The sequence below is a fragment of the Streptomyces sp. PA03-3a genome (genome assembly GCF_033792735.1).
In the GTDB taxonomy this organism is placed as follows: Bacteria; Actinomycetota; Actinomycetes; order Streptomycetales; family Streptomycetaceae; genus Actinacidiphila.
In genome coordinates this window covers 91,184-105,688 of the sequence record NZ_JARAVM010000001.1, presented here as the reverse complement: position 1 = coordinate 105,688, position 14,505 = coordinate 91,184, and the positions used below count along the sequence as shown (strand labels likewise).

The 14,505-nt window shown below is 72.9% G+C and carries 14 protein-coding genes; 4 read left to right on the top strand and 10 right to left on the bottom strand.

Annotated elements, in window-relative coordinates:
• Positions 1-7 precede the first annotated feature (7 nt).
• From PV342_RS00430 to PV342_RS00385, 10 genes are all read right to left on the bottom strand, one after another.
• Complete coding sequence (locus PV342_RS00430; protein WP_400797279.1) at positions 8-448, bottom strand: hypothetical protein; 441 nt, start codon at positions 446-448, stop codon at positions 8-10.
• Between the two features lie 65 nt (positions 449-513).
• Positions 514-1,206: a hypothetical protein gene (locus PV342_RS00425; RefSeq protein WP_500315535.1), complete on the bottom strand. Its 693-nt coding sequence runs from the start codon at positions 1,204-1,206 to the stop codon at positions 514-516.
• A gap of 69 nt (positions 1,207-1,275) precedes the next feature.
• A complete protein-coding gene (locus PV342_RS00420) occupies positions 1,276-1,629 on the bottom strand; it encodes a WhiB family transcriptional regulator (protein WP_051102266.1) in 354 nt (117 codons plus the stop codon).
• 115 nt (positions 1,630-1,744) lie between these two features.
• On the bottom strand, positions 1,745-2,620 hold the full coding sequence (locus PV342_RS00415; protein ID WP_386993928.1) for a LysR family transcriptional regulator: 876 nt from the start codon (positions 2,618-2,620) through the stop codon (positions 1,745-1,747).
• Between the two features lie 114 nt (positions 2,621-2,734).
• Positions 2,735-3,601 (bottom strand): NAD-dependent epimerase/dehydratase family protein, encoded by an 867-nt coding sequence (locus PV342_RS00410; protein ID WP_500315534.1) that lies wholly within the window; start codon positions 3,599-3,601, stop codon positions 2,735-2,737.
• 104 nt (positions 3,602-3,705) lie between these two features.
• Positions 3,706-4,578 (bottom strand): Gfo/Idh/MocA family protein, encoded by an 873-nt coding sequence (locus tag PV342_RS00405; RefSeq protein ID WP_500315533.1) that lies wholly within the window; start codon positions 4,576-4,578, stop codon positions 3,706-3,708.
• The gene (locus tag PV342_RS00400; RefSeq protein WP_500315532.1) at positions 4,575-5,789 is read right to left on the bottom strand and encodes an ROK family transcriptional regulator; all 1,215 of its coding nucleotides are present in this window, start codon (positions 5,787-5,789) and stop codon (positions 4,575-4,577) included. The genes PV342_RS00405 and PV342_RS00400 overlap by 4 nt, the downstream gene beginning before the upstream one ends.
• Before the next feature lie 35 nt (positions 5,790-5,824).
• Positions 5,825-6,694: a carbohydrate ABC transporter permease gene (locus PV342_RS00395; protein ID WP_018563723.1), complete on the bottom strand. Its 870-nt coding sequence runs from the start codon at positions 6,692-6,694 to the stop codon at positions 5,825-5,827.
• Positions 6,694-7,701, bottom strand: coding sequence for a carbohydrate ABC transporter permease (locus tag PV342_RS00390; RefSeq protein ID WP_329183628.1), 1,008 nt, complete (start codon positions 7,699-7,701; stop codon positions 6,694-6,696). Before PV342_RS00390 ends, PV342_RS00395 begins: the two co-directional genes overlap by 1 nt.
• Positions 7,702-7,735: 34 nt before the next feature.
• A complete protein-coding gene (locus PV342_RS00385; RefSeq protein WP_400797302.1) occupies positions 7,736-9,136 on the bottom strand; it encodes an ABC transporter substrate-binding protein in 1,401 nt (466 codons plus the stop codon).
• A 152-nt stretch (positions 9,137-9,288) separates the two neighbouring features.
• On the opposite strand from PV342_RS00385, the gene PV342_RS00380 reads away from it, so the two are divergent.
• Genes PV342_RS00380 through PV342_RS00365 form a run of 4 tightly spaced genes read left to right on the top strand, consistent with a single transcriptional unit; the run spans position 9,289 to position 14,469 of the window.
• Complete coding sequence (locus tag PV342_RS00380) at positions 9,289-10,335, top strand: zinc-dependent alcohol dehydrogenase (RefSeq protein WP_386993935.1); 1,047 nt, start codon at positions 9,289-9,291, stop codon at positions 10,333-10,335.
• A 14-nt stretch (positions 10,336-10,349) separates the two neighbouring features.
• Complete coding sequence (locus tag PV342_RS00375) at positions 10,350-11,150, top strand: sugar phosphate isomerase/epimerase family protein (RefSeq protein WP_391579837.1); 801 nt, start codon at positions 10,350-10,352, stop codon at positions 11,148-11,150.
• Positions 11,147-12,517 carry an MGH1-like glycoside hydrolase domain-containing protein gene (locus tag PV342_RS00370; protein WP_400797307.1) on the top strand — a complete coding sequence of 457 codons (1,371 nt, stop codon included), beginning with the start codon at positions 11,147-11,149 and terminating at the stop codon, positions 12,515-12,517. The genes PV342_RS00375 and PV342_RS00370 overlap by 4 nt, the downstream gene beginning before the upstream one ends.
• Positions 12,514-14,469, top strand: coding sequence for an amylo-alpha-1,6-glucosidase (locus tag PV342_RS00365; protein WP_500315531.1), 1,956 nt, complete (start codon positions 12,514-12,516; stop codon positions 14,467-14,469). Before PV342_RS00370 ends, PV342_RS00365 begins: the two co-directional genes overlap by 4 nt.
• Positions 14,470-14,505: the final 36 nt, after the last annotated feature.

The window sequence follows — 14,505 nt, the reverse complement described above, 5'->3', positions numbered from 1 at the left end:
TGCGCCCCTACGCCATCCAGCAGTAGAGGCGGTGACCGTCCCGGGCGCCGATGCCGCGGGCCAGCCGGGCGAGACCGCCCAGGATCTCGGTCACGATCTCGTGGTCGAACACCTCCCCCTCCTCCGCCCGCACCCGGATCCACGCCTCGCCGATCCCGGCGAGCCGGGACGCGTCGGCGGCGGCGAGTGCGTCCTGAAGGGCGCGCGAAACGGCCATGACGGCCGGACCTTCCCAGGCGCCGGCTTCGGCAACGGCCTCGGGCACACCGGCGTCGACGAGTTCGCCGAAGCTCCGGCCGGTGACAATGCCCTCCCATTCGATCAGCGCTTCCTCGGCGTCGAAGTTGCCGTACTCCAGCGACTCGAAAGCCCTGCCGGGTCCGCCGACCACGACCGCGGCCGCGGTCTCGTGACCCGGCGCCACGAAGAACTTGACGATGGTGCTCACCAGGCCATGGTGCCCGATCGCCCGCCCCGGTCGCGTCCGGCGTCGTCGGAGCGCACCGGCGGTGATCAGGACTCGTACACGGAGGCCAGCGGGTACCGGCCGGCGTCAAAGGCCTCCTGGCACACGGAGATCCCGAAGGCGATCTCCAGGCCCTTCAGGAACCGCTCCCGCCAGTCGGTGATCCAGCCATCGTTCTCGAAGACCCGGCGCCCGTCGGCATGGTGGACCTCGGGACGGCATCCTGCGTCGTGCATGGCCCGGTTGAGGAAGGACATCTCCGGCACGTGGTCGAAGTAGTGCCCGCCGTCCGGTTCGGCCGCGCCGCCGAAGCGGCCGTGGATCTCGCCGCTCCACACCCGGCGGCCGCCCTCGAAGTAGGCCATGCAGTACATGCCCCTCGCGGCGATGTTGTAGAGGAGGACGGCCCGGCCCGTTCCCCGCGGCAGCGCGAAGCCTTCCCGGAAGTGGATCAGGTAGTCGAAGTTCCCCGCGAGGAAGGACCAGTCCCCCTCCCTCCCGTAGGCGGTGAGGCGGGGTTCGTCGGGAACCCGGATACGGGGGTGGGTCCGGTCGTGGACGGCCTTGGCCTCGGCGCCGACGGGCTCGGGTATCTCCCAGGGGACGGCGCCGAAGACCACCGCCAGGTCCTGCGGCGCGACGTGCTCGGCGAACACGAGACCGGCCTGCACCCCCAGGAGGGGGTCCTCGGAATTCGGCCAGCGCTCGCCGATCCACGCGATTCCATCGTCTGCCACCATGGCCGCTGACCGTAACAGCGCGGTCCGACAACGGTGTCGGGTCCACGCCGCCTCCGGTGTGCGGCGCGTTCAGGCCGAGGCCCGCCGCGGCCCCCGCTCGTAGGCCTGACGTGCCGTCCGCAGCAGAGTGCGCCAGGACGTGACGGTGGGGCGGCGGCGCAGCAGCGCGCGGCGCTCACGCTCCGTCATACCGCCCCAGATCCCGAACTCGGTACGGTTGTCGAGGGCGTCGGCCAGGCACTCGGTGCGCACGGGGCAACCGCCGCACACGGCCTTGACGCGCTTCTGGGCGGCACCCTGGACGAACAGCACGTCCGGGTCCTCCATCCGGCACATGGCCTGCGCTCCCCAGTTCTCCACCCAGACGTCGGCCCCGCCGGTGACGCCCGTCGGCCCCGGCTCCCCCACCACGTCAAGATTCATCGGCGTCTCTCTCCCGCTCCGCCGCCCCGTCGCGCCTTCGCGCGGGGCTTCTCCTCTCGTCCCCGTGCCCTCAGTACGGATCGGGTGCGGAATCCGTTCAGCGGTCAGGCGTCGGTCAGGCGGACGAGTCGGCGCAGTCGACCGCGATGTCGGCGAACTCCTCCAGGAGCGGGTCGTGCCGGCTGCCGTCCCAGGCAAGGAACACCCGGTTGGGGCCGATGTCCTCGATCTCGACGTGGGCGATGTCGGCCCTGGTGTAGTAGGTCGCGGTGGACAGCGGCAGCACGACGACGCCGCGGCCGGCCGCCACGCTCTCGAGCTTCTCCTCGACGGAACGGAAGCCCGGGACGGCCGGCCGCTGCTGCGGGTCGGCGAGCTCCCGGGCGACGTCCCGCCACTCGGGCACGGCGGCGGGGTCCTGCAGGAGGTGTTCGCCCGCCAGGTCCGCGATGCGCAGGGCGGGCTTGCCGGCGTAGGGGTGGTCCGCGGGCAGGACCGCGACGCGGGGTTCGGCGAGGAGGCTGCGGGTCGCCAGGCCCCGGGTGTCGACGGGCATCCTGACGTAGCCGACGTCGACACGTCCGTCGAGGATCACCTCCGTCTGGTCGTCCCAGTTCGTCCTGACGACCTCGACCGACAGCTCCGGGTACCGGCGGGAGAGCTCCCGCACGGCACCCGTGACGATCAGTCCCGGCATGAAGCCCACGGTGAAGGAGGCCACGCCCCGGGCCGCGCGGGCGACGCGCCGCCGGGTCGCGTCGGCGGCCGCCAGAAGCGGTCCCGCGTCGGTGAGCAGTTGCGCGCCGGCCCGGGTCAGCTCGGTGCTGCGGCGGTCGCGGGAGAACAGCCGCACCGCGAGCTCGTCCTCCAGCGCCCTGATCTGCCGTGACAGCACGGGCTGCGCGATGTGCAGGCGCTCGGCCGCCCTGCCGAAGTGCAGTTCCTCGGCCACCGCGACGAAGTACCGCAGCTTGCGGAGATCCAGGTCCACGGGTCCCTCCTCGCATTCACGCCGGGACGGACACATCCGAGCGTATCCGCCCGGCCCGCCCTTCTCAGCGGGGCGGGCTCACGCGCTGGCTCGTGGGCACGCTCGCGCGCGGGCTCACGGGCGGGCGAGGTCGGCCGGCAGGTCGGACCGGGTGGGCCGCCAGCCCAGCTCCCGGCGGGCCCGGGCACCGGTGAGCCGCTGGTCGAGGGCGAAGGCCTCGGCGATGGGGCCCATCCGCTCCTCGGCCTCCGCCTCCGTCAGATGCCGGACCGCTCCGGGGCGGCCGATCGCCCGGCTCACCGCGTGGGCGATCTCCGCCTGGGTCGGGTAGAGATCGCCGACCCCGGCGTACACCGAGCCGGGCGCGGCGTTCAGGGCGAGTACGTACAGCTCGGCGACGTCGTCGACGTGCACGGTCGACCAGTGGTTGGCGCCGTCGCCGACGCAGGGCACGGAGCCGGTCTCCCGGCCCGGGGCCGCGTAGAACGTCTCGACGAGCCCGCCGGAGCGGCCGTGGACCAGGCCTGGCATGACCACGACGGGCCGTTCGCCCGTCCCGGCCCGGGCCAGGACGCGCTTCTCGTTCTCCAGCCGCCAGGCGGTGATGCGGGGCGGCGACAGCGGGGCGTCCTCGTCGGCCACGCCGTCGGTGTCGCCGTAGACCCACACCCCGCCGGTGTGCACGTACGGGCGCGCTCCGGCGCCGTCCTGCAACGCCTCGGCCGCCGCCCGGTCGACCTCGGCGGTGTCGGGGCCGTAGTGCTGGCCCATGTGGATGACCCCGTCGGCGGCGCGCGCGGCGGCCCGCAGCACGTCGGTGTCGGTCAGGCCCCCCTGCACGGGTGCGGCCCCGAGCTCGCGGACGACCCGGGCCGATTCCTCGCTGCGCGCGAGGGCCACGACCTGGACCCCCCGGCGTACCAGTGCCTCGATGGTGGCCCGCCCGATGTAGCCGGAGCCTCCGGTGAGGAAGACCTTCATGACGCTCGCCCCTCTCGTGGGTGTCCTGTGACACCTCCGAGTCTTCGGGCCGGGCGGGCGCCGTGTCCAAGACCTGTTCCGCGCTCTGTGATACCCGCCGGGTATCAGCGCAGGGCCGCGTCGATGAGTTCCTGCAGGCGCAGTCCGCGTCGCGCGTCGAGCTCGCCCGCGCGGCCGGACCGGACGGCGGCGGCGAATTCGGCGCGCAGGACGGGCCAGCCCTCCTCGTGGTCGATGACGGAGGTGTCGTAGACGAGTTCCCCGCCGGGGCCGAGGAGTTCGATCCGGGTACGGGGCTTGGGCAGCCGGACGCTGCCGGAGAGGGAGGCCTGGCTCACCGCCCCGTTCTCGTGCTCGCAGGTGACCTCCACCCATCGCCGGGGGTCGCCGGTGGCGCGGATCGAGGTGATGGGGCCGACGGCCGCGTCGAGCAGGTCGATCAGGTGCGGGCCGAGGTCGAGCAGGGCGCCCTGCTCCAGGCGCCAGCCGGTGGCGAACTCCCCACCGAGGAAGGCCCCGTGCAGGTAGCAGGACCGCGCGCCGGTGACCTCGGCCTCCCGTGCCCGCCGCAGGAAGTCGCGGGTCTCGGCCTGGTAGCGCTTGGTCAGCACCATCTGGGAGACGACACCGGCCTCCGCGACGGCGTCGGCTACCGCGCGTGCCGAGGCCAGGTCGGGGCCGAGCGGCTTCTCCAGCAGCAGGGCCTTGCCGGCCTTGGCGGCCCGTACGGCGAGTTCGGCCTGGACGGCGGGGGGCACGGCGAAGGCCACGGCCTCGCAGCGGTCGAAGAGTTCCTCCGGGCTGCCGGCCGTCACCACGCCGTAGGTGTCGGCGATCTCGCGGGCGGCCTCGGTCCGGCGGGCCCAGACGGCGGTGAGCCGTGTCTCGGGTCCTGCGGCCAGGATCCGCGCGTGCATGGCGCGGGCCCAGGGGCCTGCGCCGATCAGTCCGACCTCGACGGGGGCGGGGGTGTTCACAGTTGTGCTCCAGGGTCGGTCGGGGCCGCGGCGGCCAGCCGTTCGTTGGCCTGGTCCGGGGCGTAGAGGTGCTCGACCACCATGGCGGTGGCGCCGGCGAGGGCGGCGCGGTCACCGAGCCGTGAGGTCACGACCTGCAGGTTGCGGGTGGCCCGGGGCAGCGCGCGCTGGTAGAGCAGTTCGCGCACCCCGGTGACGAAGTGGGTCTCGGCGAGGTCCCCGGCGATCATCAGGACACCGGGGTTGAGCAGGGTCACGACCGTGACCAGCACCTCGCCGCAGCGCCTGCCGGCCTCGCGGGCCAGGCGCACCGCGTCCGGGTGGCCTGCGTCGAGGTGCTCGCGCACCTGCGCGGCGGAGCCGGCCCGCACGCCGAGGGCGCTGAGCTGCCCGGCCAGGGCGCGACCGCTGGCGACGGCGGCGAGGCAGCCGTGGGACCCGCACATGCACAGGGCGTCGGACGCGTCGTGCAGGCGGATGTGCCCGAGGTCGCCGGCGCCGCCGTCGATGCCGCGGAATGCGGTGCCGTCGATGACGACGCCCGCACCGATGCCGGTGGACACCTTGACCAGGACGAAGGCCGAGCAGTCGAGCCAGGAGTCGCGCTGTTCGCCCAGGGCCATCAGGTTCGCGTCGTTGTCGACCAGGACCGGCACCGAGGCGGGCAGTCCGGCGTGGCGGGCGAGCGCCTCCTGCATCCGGGCCGGCACGGGGTACCCGTCCCAGCCGGGCATGATCGGCGGCCGGACCACCACGCCGGTGGTCCAGTCGACGGGACCGGGCACCGACAGGCCGACACCGCACACCGCGGCCGCCGGGACACCGGCGGCGACGACGAGCTTGGCGAACCAGCGGCCGAGTTCGTCCAGCACCCGGTCCGGGCCCTGGTCGAGCAGCAACTCCCCGGTGTGCTCGGCGAGTACCCGCCCGGACAGGTCCAGCACCGCGGCGCGGGCGCTGGTGGTGTCCAGGTCGGCGGCGAGCACGGCGGCGTGCCCGGAGTCGAACTGCAGGTGGGTGGAGGGCCGTCCGCCGGTGGACTGCCCGCCGGGTACGGTGCGCAGCCAGCCCGCGGCGAAGAGCTGGTCCAGCCGCTGGCCGACGGTGGAGCGGGACAGACCCGTCACGCGCTGGAGCTCCCCACGGGTGGTCGCCTGCCCGGTCCTGATCAGTTCCAGCAGGTGTCCGGCGGTGCTCCAGGGCGTAGCCATCCTTCCTCGCTCCCCCTCGTGTCGGGCCATGGTGCTCAGCTCTTGTCCGCGCCGCTGGTCAGGCCCTCGGTGAGGAGCCGTTCGGCCGCGTAGAAAAGGAGTACCACGGGAATCGTCAGCACGACGGAGCCTGCCATGAGGACGGTCTTCGGCACCTCGATGCCGTTGGCGAGCTGCTGCAGTCCCAGGGACACCGTCCACTTGTCCGGGTCGGCGGCGAGGAAGAGCAGCGCGAAGAGGAACTCGTTCCAGGCGATCATGAAGACGTACAGCCCGGTGGCCATCAGCGAGGGTGCGGCGAGGGGCAGTACGACCCTGCGCACGGTCTGCAGCCGCGAGGCGCCGTCGAGGGCGGCGGCCTCCTCGATGCTCTCCGGGATGGTGATGAAGTAGTTCTTGAGCATGTAGATGGACACCGGCACGGTCTGCGCGATGTAGACGATCGCGAGGCCGAACAGGCTGCCCTGCAGGCCGATCCGGGCGAAGATGACGAACAGCGGCACCGCGAGCAGCGTCGCCGGGAAGAGGTAGACCGCCAGGAACAGCGCGCTGACCTGCCGCCCGCCGAGGAACCTGAGCCGGGTGATGGCGTAGGCGCCGGGGACGGACACCAGCAGGGTCAGCAGCATGGAACCGAGCGCCACGAGGGCGGAGTTGCCGAGCATCCGCAGGAAGCCCTGGCCGCCGTCGTCCACGGACTTGAGGACGGTGCGGTAGGTGTCGAGGGTGAACTCGGAGGTGCCGACCCACAGTTTGCCGGGGTCGAGCAGCAGCTGGTCGATCGGCTTCACCGAGAGCAGCAGCATGTAGTAGAAGGGGAAGATCGTGATGACCGCGAGTCCGGCGATCACCACCCACCGAAGGACCCCGAAGGTGCGGTCCTCGATCTGTGCGCGACTGGCCATCACGCCTCCTCCTGAACCTTCTTGGCGAAGAACTTGAAGTAGATGCCGAGCAGCACGGCGAGGATCGCGGCGAGGACGAGGGCCTGGGCCGCGGCCGCGCCCACGTCGTAGCGGGCCGTGAGGAAGTCGTAGACGCGCACCGCGACCACGTCGGTGCCCGAGCCGCCGCCCGTGAGCAGGTAGATGTCGTCGAACTTGTTGAAGGTGAGGATGAAGCGCAGCACCGACAGCAGGGCGATGACCGGCATCAGCTGGGGCAGCAGGATGTGCCGGAACCGCTGGGTGAGGGTGGCGCCGTCGACGACGGCGGCCTCCTCCAGGCCCTCCGGGACGGCCTGCAGCCGGGCCATCAGGAAGAGGAAGGCGAAGGGGAAGTAGCGCCAGGTCTCGAAGGCGATCACGGTCAGCAGGGCCAGCGGCACGTGGACGTGCCAGCCGAGCAGGGATATCTCCTGGGACCTGGTGGACAGGAAGGCGACCGGCTCGTCCCAGCCGAACAGCTTGGTGCCCACCTCGTTGACGACGCCGAACTGCGGGCTGAGCGCGATCTCCCAGACGAAGGTCACGGCGACGACGGGCGCGACGTAGGGCAGCAGCATCGTGCCGCGCAGCAGGGCCCGGCCGCGGAAGGGGCGGCGCAGCGCGAGCGCCGCGATCAGGCCGAGGACGATGGAGCCGGCGGTGGCGCCGACGGTGTAGACCAGGGTGGTCCACAGCGAGGTCCAGAAGCCGGGCGAGGTGAAGACCTCGCTGAAGTTGCTCCACGTCCAGTTGGACAGGAAGCCCATGCCCTGGATGTCGACCAGCCGGGCGTGCTGGAAGGCCAGCAGGACGGTCCAGGCGATCGGCAGGACCACGACGACCAGGACCACCAGGAGGGTGGGCGAGACGAAGGCGAGTCCGGCCCGGTTCTCCCGCTGGGCCAGGGTCAGCGGGCGCCGGGACCTGGTGTTCGCGGTGTCCGCCTCCGGCGTTCTCCGCTGCTGTGTGCTCTGTGCGGTGCTCATCACTGCTTCCTTGAAGGACGAGGCCGGGGGCGGCTCACTGGAGGGACTTCTGCAGGGACGCGACTTCCTCGTCGGCCTCCTCGGCCGCCTCCCGGGGGGAGGTCTGGCCGGTGGTCATGTCGCCCACCGCCTTGGGGATGGGCAGTTCGCCGATCGTGGCGCCCACGAGCGCGCCCTGGCCCTGGGTGATGCCCCAGCGCTTCATGTTGCTGACGCCGGCCGCGAGTTCGTCGAGCAGCTGCGGGGAGAAGACCTCTTGCATGGACTTCTTGGTGTCCACGCCCATGTCGCTGGCCCGCCAGGCCTTGAGGTACTTCTGCGGGTCGTCGGCGGTTCCGGCCCGGACGGGGATCTTGCCTTCGGGGGCCATGCCGAACCAGCCCTGGTAGCCGTCGCCCATCATGTACTCGATGAACTTCTCCGAGGCCGCGGTCTCGGCGGTCTTGGTGACCACCCAGGAGGAGACCTCGCCGAACTGGGCGGGCTTGGCGGCGTCGGGACCGCTCAGCGCCGTGACGATGCCGCTGTTGTCGGAGAGGTACTGCGGGTCCTTCTTGCACTGGGCGCAGCTGGGCAGTGCGTCGCCGCGCAGGCCGGCCAGCTCGTCGAGGAGGAAGGTGGACCACACGATCATGGAGGAGCGGCCCGCGAAGTAGACGGCCCGGGTGGTGTCCACGGTCTGGGTGCCGGGGGCGCCGTAGTCGCCGGCGAGCTTGTCGTAGGCGTCGAAGGCGCGGTCGCACTGCGGGCTGTCGAGGGTGACGTCGCCCTTGGGGTCGGCGAGTTCGCAGCCGTTGGCCAGGGCGATGTCCTCGAAGCTCTGCTGGGTGAAGACGTCACTGGGGTCGGTGGAGAGCGAGATGCCGCTGGTACCGCCGCTGTTGAGCTTCCGCGCGGCCTTGAGCATCGCGTCGTAGCTGTCGGGGGCGGCGAGACCTGCCTTGGCGAAGAGGTCCTTGCGGTAGACGAGGATCTGCATCCACGCGTCGCTGGGCACGCCGAGGCGGGTGGCGCCGTCGCCCGTCAGTTTGAGGGCGTTGCCGTTGAAGGTGCCCGGCCCCAGATCGTCGACGATCTTCTTCGTGGCGGCGGTGTTCAGCAGGCCGTTGCTGTACATCTGCCAGACCGGCGCGAGGGGGATGCCCCCGATGACGTCGGGGAGGGTGCCCGCGGCGGCGGCCGACATGATCAGCTGCGGCAGCTGGCCCTCGTCGACCCCGACCAGGTTCACCTTGACCCCGGACTCCTTCTCGAAGGCGGCGATGGTCTTCTTCGTCGCCTCCACGCGGTCGGTGAGGTTCTCCAGGCTCCAGACGGTGATCTTGTTGTCCGGTTTCCCGTTGTCCTGCGCCGCGCAGCCGGACATCACCCCGATTCCCACTACGGCGGCCAAGCCGCTCGCCAGCGCCCTCGACCGTCGGGACCACATGCGCATCAACCGTCCTCATCGTCAGCCTTGCGTTACGTACGCGTTGCATCAGAGCACCACTTTTGCTTGTTGACAAGACTTAAGTCTCGGATATCTTCGACGTAAGTCAGCCTTCGATGGCTGAACGGACCGCATAACCGATCTTTCCGGAGTCCCCTGTGGAACGCGTAGTCCAGTTCACCGGCCCCCGTCAGGTGGAGGTCGCCCCGAGCGAGTCAGTCCCCCTGCCCCCTGGCCATCTGCGCGTACGAACCCGCTACTCCGGCATCTCGGCGGGCACCGAACTCACCGCCTACCGCGGCACCAACCCGTACCTGACCCGCACCTGGGACCCGGAGGCGCGCCTGTTCCGCGACGGCGCGGCGGGCATCGAGTACCCCGTGGCCGGCTGGGGGTACTCCGAGGTCGGCGAGGTGACGGAAGTCTCACCCGAACTCACGGACGTCCCCGGCATGCCCGCCGTCGGCGACCTCGTCTGGGGTATCTGGGGCCACCGCAGCGAGGGCGTCGTGCCCGCCGAGCGCATGGTCGGGCACGTGCTCCCGGCCGGTCTGGAGCCGCTGGCCGGTGCCTTCGCCCGCGTCGGCGCGATCGCGTACAACGCCGTCCTCGGCGCCGACATCCATCTCGGCGAGGACGTCGCCGTCTTCGGCCAGGGCGTCATCGGGCTGCTCACCACACGCCTCGCCCAGCTGAACGGCGCCCGCGTCACCGCCGTCGACGCGCTCGACGTCCGCCTGGCCAAGGCCGGGGAGTACGGCGCGACGACCACGCTCAACGCCCGCACCGATGCGGTCGCCGAACGGATCCGCGCCGCCACCGACGGCCGCGGCGCCGACGTCGCCATCGAGATCAGCGGCGCCTACCCGGCCCTGCACGACGCCCTGCGCTCGGTCGCGGTCGGCGGCCGGGTCGTGGCCTCCGGCTTCTACCAGGGCGACGGCGTGGGCCTGCGACTCGGCGACGAGTTCCACCACAACCGCGTCCAGCTGATCTGCTCCCAGATCGGCGGGGTCCCGCCGCAGCTCAGCGGGCGCTGGACCGTCGAGCGCCTGCAGCAGACCTTCCTGCGGCTGGTCGCCGAGGGCCACGTCGACGTGCGGTCCCTCGTCAGCCATGTCGTCCCGGTCGCCGACGCGGCCGAAGCCTACGTCCTGCTGGATGAGCGTCCCGCCGACGCGCTCCAGGTCGTCCTGGAGTTCTGAGAGGCCCCTCGATCATGTTCAAGACCGCTTGCCAGGAACAGCTGCTGCCCGGTGACACCCTCCAGCAGAAGTGGGAGTTCGCCCAGGAGGCCGGCTACGACGCCATCGAACTGCGCGGGAAGGGCGACTTCCACTTCCGCGACCGACTCCCCGAGCTGCGCAGGGCCCAGGCCGACGGTGTCGTCATGCCGACCGTCTGCGTCGACATGCTGCACTTCTTCGGCGCCTTCGACCCCGACCTGCGCCGCGACGCCGTGGCGCAGATGAAGTCGCAGCTCAGCGTCATCGCCGAACTCGGCGGGCGCGGCGCCCAGACACCCGCCTCGTACGGCATGTTCTCCCGCCGGCTGCCGCCCTTCGAGCCGCCGCGCAGCGAGGAGGAGGACCGCGAGGTGCTCCTGAAGGGGCTGACGGAACTCGGCGAGCACGCCCGCGCCGAGGGGGTCACACTCTTCCTGGAACCCCTCAACCGCTACGAGGACCACATGGTCAACCGGCTGGAGCAGGCCGCCGAGCTGATCCGCGCCGTGGGTCTGGACTCGGTGCGCATCGGGATCGACAGCTACCACATGAACATCGAGGAGACCGATCCGGCGGCGGCCATTCTGGCCGTGGCACCGCTGATCGGCCACGCCCAGGTCAGCGACTCCAACCGCTTCCAGCCCGGCGCCGGCCACCTGGACTGGCCCGCCTGGCTCGGGGCGCTGGACGCCGCAGGGTACGACGGCTACCTCGCCGCGGAGTGCCGCCTCACGGGAGACCCCGTCGACGCCGTGCGCTCCGTCCCCGCCTTCCTGCACCGGGCCGCCGGATGACGGCGGTCCTCGAACCGGCCCTGCGGTCCCCGGACCGCGAGGAGGACCGGGACACCGCGCTGCGCCGGGCCGCCGCCCGCGTCCTGCTGTCCAACTGGACGGGCGCGGCGACCGTCCCCTCGCGCACCCTGTATCCGCACCAGTGGAGCTGGGACTCCGCCTTCATCGCCATCGGCCTGGCCCGGCTCGCCCCGCGCCGCGCCCAGCGGGAACTGGAGACCCTGCTGGGGGCGCAGTGGCGCGACGGCCGTGTGCCGCACATCGTCTTCAACCCCTCCGTGCCCCTGGACGCGTACTTCCCGAGCCCCGACTTCTGGCGCAGCTCGGGCGCGGGCGCCGCCTCGGGCGCTCCCGCGGACATCGAGACCTCCGGCATCGTCCAGCCGCCGGTGCACGCCCTCGCCGCCTGGCAGGTCCACCTCGCGGACCCGGCCGAGTCCCGGCGCCGCGGCTTCCTGCGGCGGATGTACCCCCGGCTGGCCGCCTGGCACCGCTACCTCGCCGCCTCGCGCGACCTGGGCGGCGGCGGACTGGCGGCCGTGGTGCACCCCTGGGAACCGGGGCTGGACAACAGCCCGGTGTGGGACGCGGCGCTCGCCCGGGTGGAGCCGGCGCCGCCGGAGTCCTTCCGCAGGGCGGACCTCGACCACAGCGAGGCCGCCGACCGCCCCACCGACCTCGACTACGGGCGCTACGTCCGGCTCGCCGCCGACTACCGCGACCACGGGTACGACGACGCGCGCACCCCGCACGCCTTCGCCCTCGAGGACCCCTGCTTCAACGCCCTGTTCATCGCCTCCGAGCACGCCCTCGCCGAGATCGCCGCGGCGACGGGCGCGGACCCCGCCCCGCACCGCCGCAAGGCCGCCGAGGCCACGGCCGCCCTGGTCGAGCGGCTGTGGGACCCCGCCGCGGGCGTCTTCCTCGCCCGAGACCTGACGACCGGCGAGGCCGTCGGCGGCCACAGCGTCGCGGGGCTGGTGCCGCTGATCGTGCCCGGCCTCCCGGAGGCCGTCGCGCGGTCGCTGATCGCGACGGCGCAGGGCGAGCGCTTCGGGCTCGGCCGGGTGCACCTGGTGCCGAGCTACGATCTCACCGCCCCGGAGTACGACGGCAACCGCTACTGGCGGGGCCCCAGTTGGTTCAACACCGCGTGGCTGGTCCACCGCGGACTGCGGCAGCACGGCGCCGACCGGGCGGCCGACGCCCTGCGCGAGCAGGCCCTCGACGACGCCCGCCGCACCGGCTTCGCCGAGTACGTCGAACCGCACAGCGGCCAGGGCCGCGGCATCCGCCGCTTCAGCTGGACGGCAGCCCTGGCCCTGGACCTGCTGCACCGGACACCGCAAGGAGAGCCCGCCCGATGAGCGTCGAACGTCTGCTGGTCCACCGCGGCACCTTCGCCTCCACCAGCCGCTCCGGCGACATCACGGGGCGCCGAGGCGACACCCCGGACGGCCTCTTCCTGCGCGACGCCCGCCACCTGAGCCGCTGGCGGCTCACCGCCGACGGCGTCGAACCGTCCCTGCTGACCTCCTCCGACGACGGTTTCGTGCTCACCCCGGAGGGCGGCCGGGACGAACCGCCGGCGTACTCGCTCTTCCGCACGCAGGCCGTCGAGGCGGGAACGCTCACCGAGCGCGTCCGCGTGGTCAGCAACCGCGCGGAACCGGCCACGGTGGAGATCGCACTGGAGGTTGACGCGGACTTCGCGGACCAGTTCGAACTGCGGGGCGACCACCGGCGCTACGACAAGGCAGACGGCCGGCGCACCGCCGAGGACCGCGCGGACGGTGTCGCCTTCCGCTACCGGCGCGGCGAGGACTGGGACGCCCGCACCACCGTCACCGCCTCCCCCGCCCCCGCCGCCGTCCGCCCGCTGGAGCCGTCCGGCACCGCGCGCCTGCTGACCTGGCGCCTGCCGCTGCCCGGCCACGGTGCGGCCGAACTCGCCCTGAGCGTCCGGGCGGTGCCCCCCGGCGCCGCGGAACCGGCCGCGCCCGCGGACCCGATGTCCGTGCGCAACCGGCACGCCGCCGAGGAGGACGCCTTCGTCCAGGCGCGCCCGCGGCCGCGTTCGCTCACCCACTGGGACGAGCTCGCGCGCGCCTGCGCGGCGGGCCTGGCCGACCTGGCTCGGCTGCGCGTGCCGGCGACGGGCCCGGCGGGCGAGGCGCTGCTGGTGCCCGCGGCCGGCATCCCCTGGTTCCTCACCCTGTTCGGCCGCGACTCCCTGCTGACCTCCCTGTTCGCGTTGCCGTACCGTCCGGAGCTGGCCGCGGACACCCTCCTCGCCCTCGCCGCGACCCAGGGCACCCGGCGCGACGCGGCCCGACTCGAGCAGCCGGGCAGGATCGTGCACGAGGTCCGGCACGGCGAACTCGCCCACTTCCGGCAGGTGCCGTACGGCCGCTACTACGGCAGTGCCGACGCCACGCCGCTGTTCCTGGTGCTGCTGGAGGCCCACAGCGCCGCGACCGGCGACCCGGGGCTCGCGCGGCGCCTGGAGCCGCACGCGCGTGCCGCGGTGGAGTGGATGTTCCGCGACGGCGGGCTGGGCGAGGGCGGCTACCTCCGCTACACCTCCGACGCCGCGCGCGGCGGGCTGGCGCACCAGAACTGGAAGGACTCCGAGGGCGCGATCTGCTTCGCCGACGGCCGCCGGCCCGAGGGCGCGCTCGCCGTCGCCGAGGTCCAGGGCTACGCGTACGACGCCCTGGTCCGCACCGCGCGCCTGGCCCGTGGGGTCTGGGGCGACGCCGGGGAGGCGGACCGGCTGGAGAAGGCCGCGGCGGACCTGCGGGAGCGGTTCCGCCGGGACTTCTGGATGAGCGGCCGGGACTTCCCCGCGCTCGCCCTGGACGGCGGGAACCGGCAGGTGGACGCACTCGCCTCGGACGCCGGGCACCTGCTGTGGTCCGGCATCCTCGACCCGGCCGACGCGCGGACGGTGGGCCGGAGGCTGCTGCAGCCCGACTTCTTCTCCGGCTGGGGGGTGCGCACGCTCGCGGCGGGCCAGGTCCCGTACCACCCGCTGTCGTACCACCGCGGCAGCATCTGGCCGCACGACAACGCGATCGTCGTCCTGGGCCTGGCGCGCAGCGGTCTGGCGGAGGAGGCCTCGCGGATCGCCCACGGGCTGGTCCAGGCGGCCGCCGCGCACGACTGGCGCCTGCCGGAGGTGATGGCCGGGTACGGACGGGACGAGCACCCTGTCCCCGTGCCGTACCCGCACTCCTGCTCGCCCCAGGCCTGGGCCGCGGCCACGCCGCTGGCACTGCTCACCGCGCTGGGCGGCGGCCCCGAGGCGGTGCGCTGAGGCCGGCCGGACGGACCGGGGCCCCGGGTCCCCCGC

Excerpts from the sequence above, each read along its gene's own strand:
- PV342_RS00425 (WP_500315535.1), bottom strand. The coding sequence starts at position 1,206 with ATGGTGGCAGACGATGGAATCGCGTGGATCGGCGAGCGCTGGCCGAAT.
- PV342_RS00420 (WP_051102266.1), bottom strand. The coding sequence starts at position 1,629 with ATGAATCTTGACGTGGTGGGGGAGCCGGGGCCGACGGGCGTCACCGGC.
- PV342_RS00410 (WP_500315534.1), bottom strand. The coding sequence starts at position 3,601 with ATGAAGGTCTTCCTCACCGGAGGCTCCGGCTACATCGGGCGGGCCACC.
- PV342_RS00400 (WP_500315532.1), bottom strand. The coding sequence starts at position 5,789 with ATGGCTACGCCCTGGAGCACCGCCGGACACCTGCTGGAACTGATCAGG.
- PV342_RS00395 (WP_018563723.1), bottom strand. The coding sequence starts at position 6,694 with ATGGCCAGTCGCGCACAGATCGAGGACCGCACCTTCGGGGTCCTTCGG.
- PV342_RS00390 (WP_329183628.1), bottom strand. The coding sequence starts at position 7,701 with ATGAGCACCGCACAGAGCACACAGCAGCGGAGAACGCCGGAGGCGGAC.
- PV342_RS00385 (WP_400797302.1), bottom strand. The coding sequence starts at position 9,136 with ATGCGCATGTGGTCCCGACGGTCGAGGGCGCTGGCGAGCGGCTTGGCC.
- PV342_RS00375 (WP_391579837.1), top strand. The coding sequence starts at position 10,350 with ATGTTCAAGACCGCTTGCCAGGAACAGCTGCTGCCCGGTGACACCCTC.
- PV342_RS00370 (WP_400797307.1), top strand. The coding sequence starts at position 11,147 with ATGACGGCGGTCCTCGAACCGGCCCTGCGGTCCCCGGACCGCGAGGAG.
- PV342_RS00365 (WP_500315531.1), top strand. The coding sequence starts at position 12,514 with ATGAGCGTCGAACGTCTGCTGGTCCACCGCGGCACCTTCGCCTCCACC.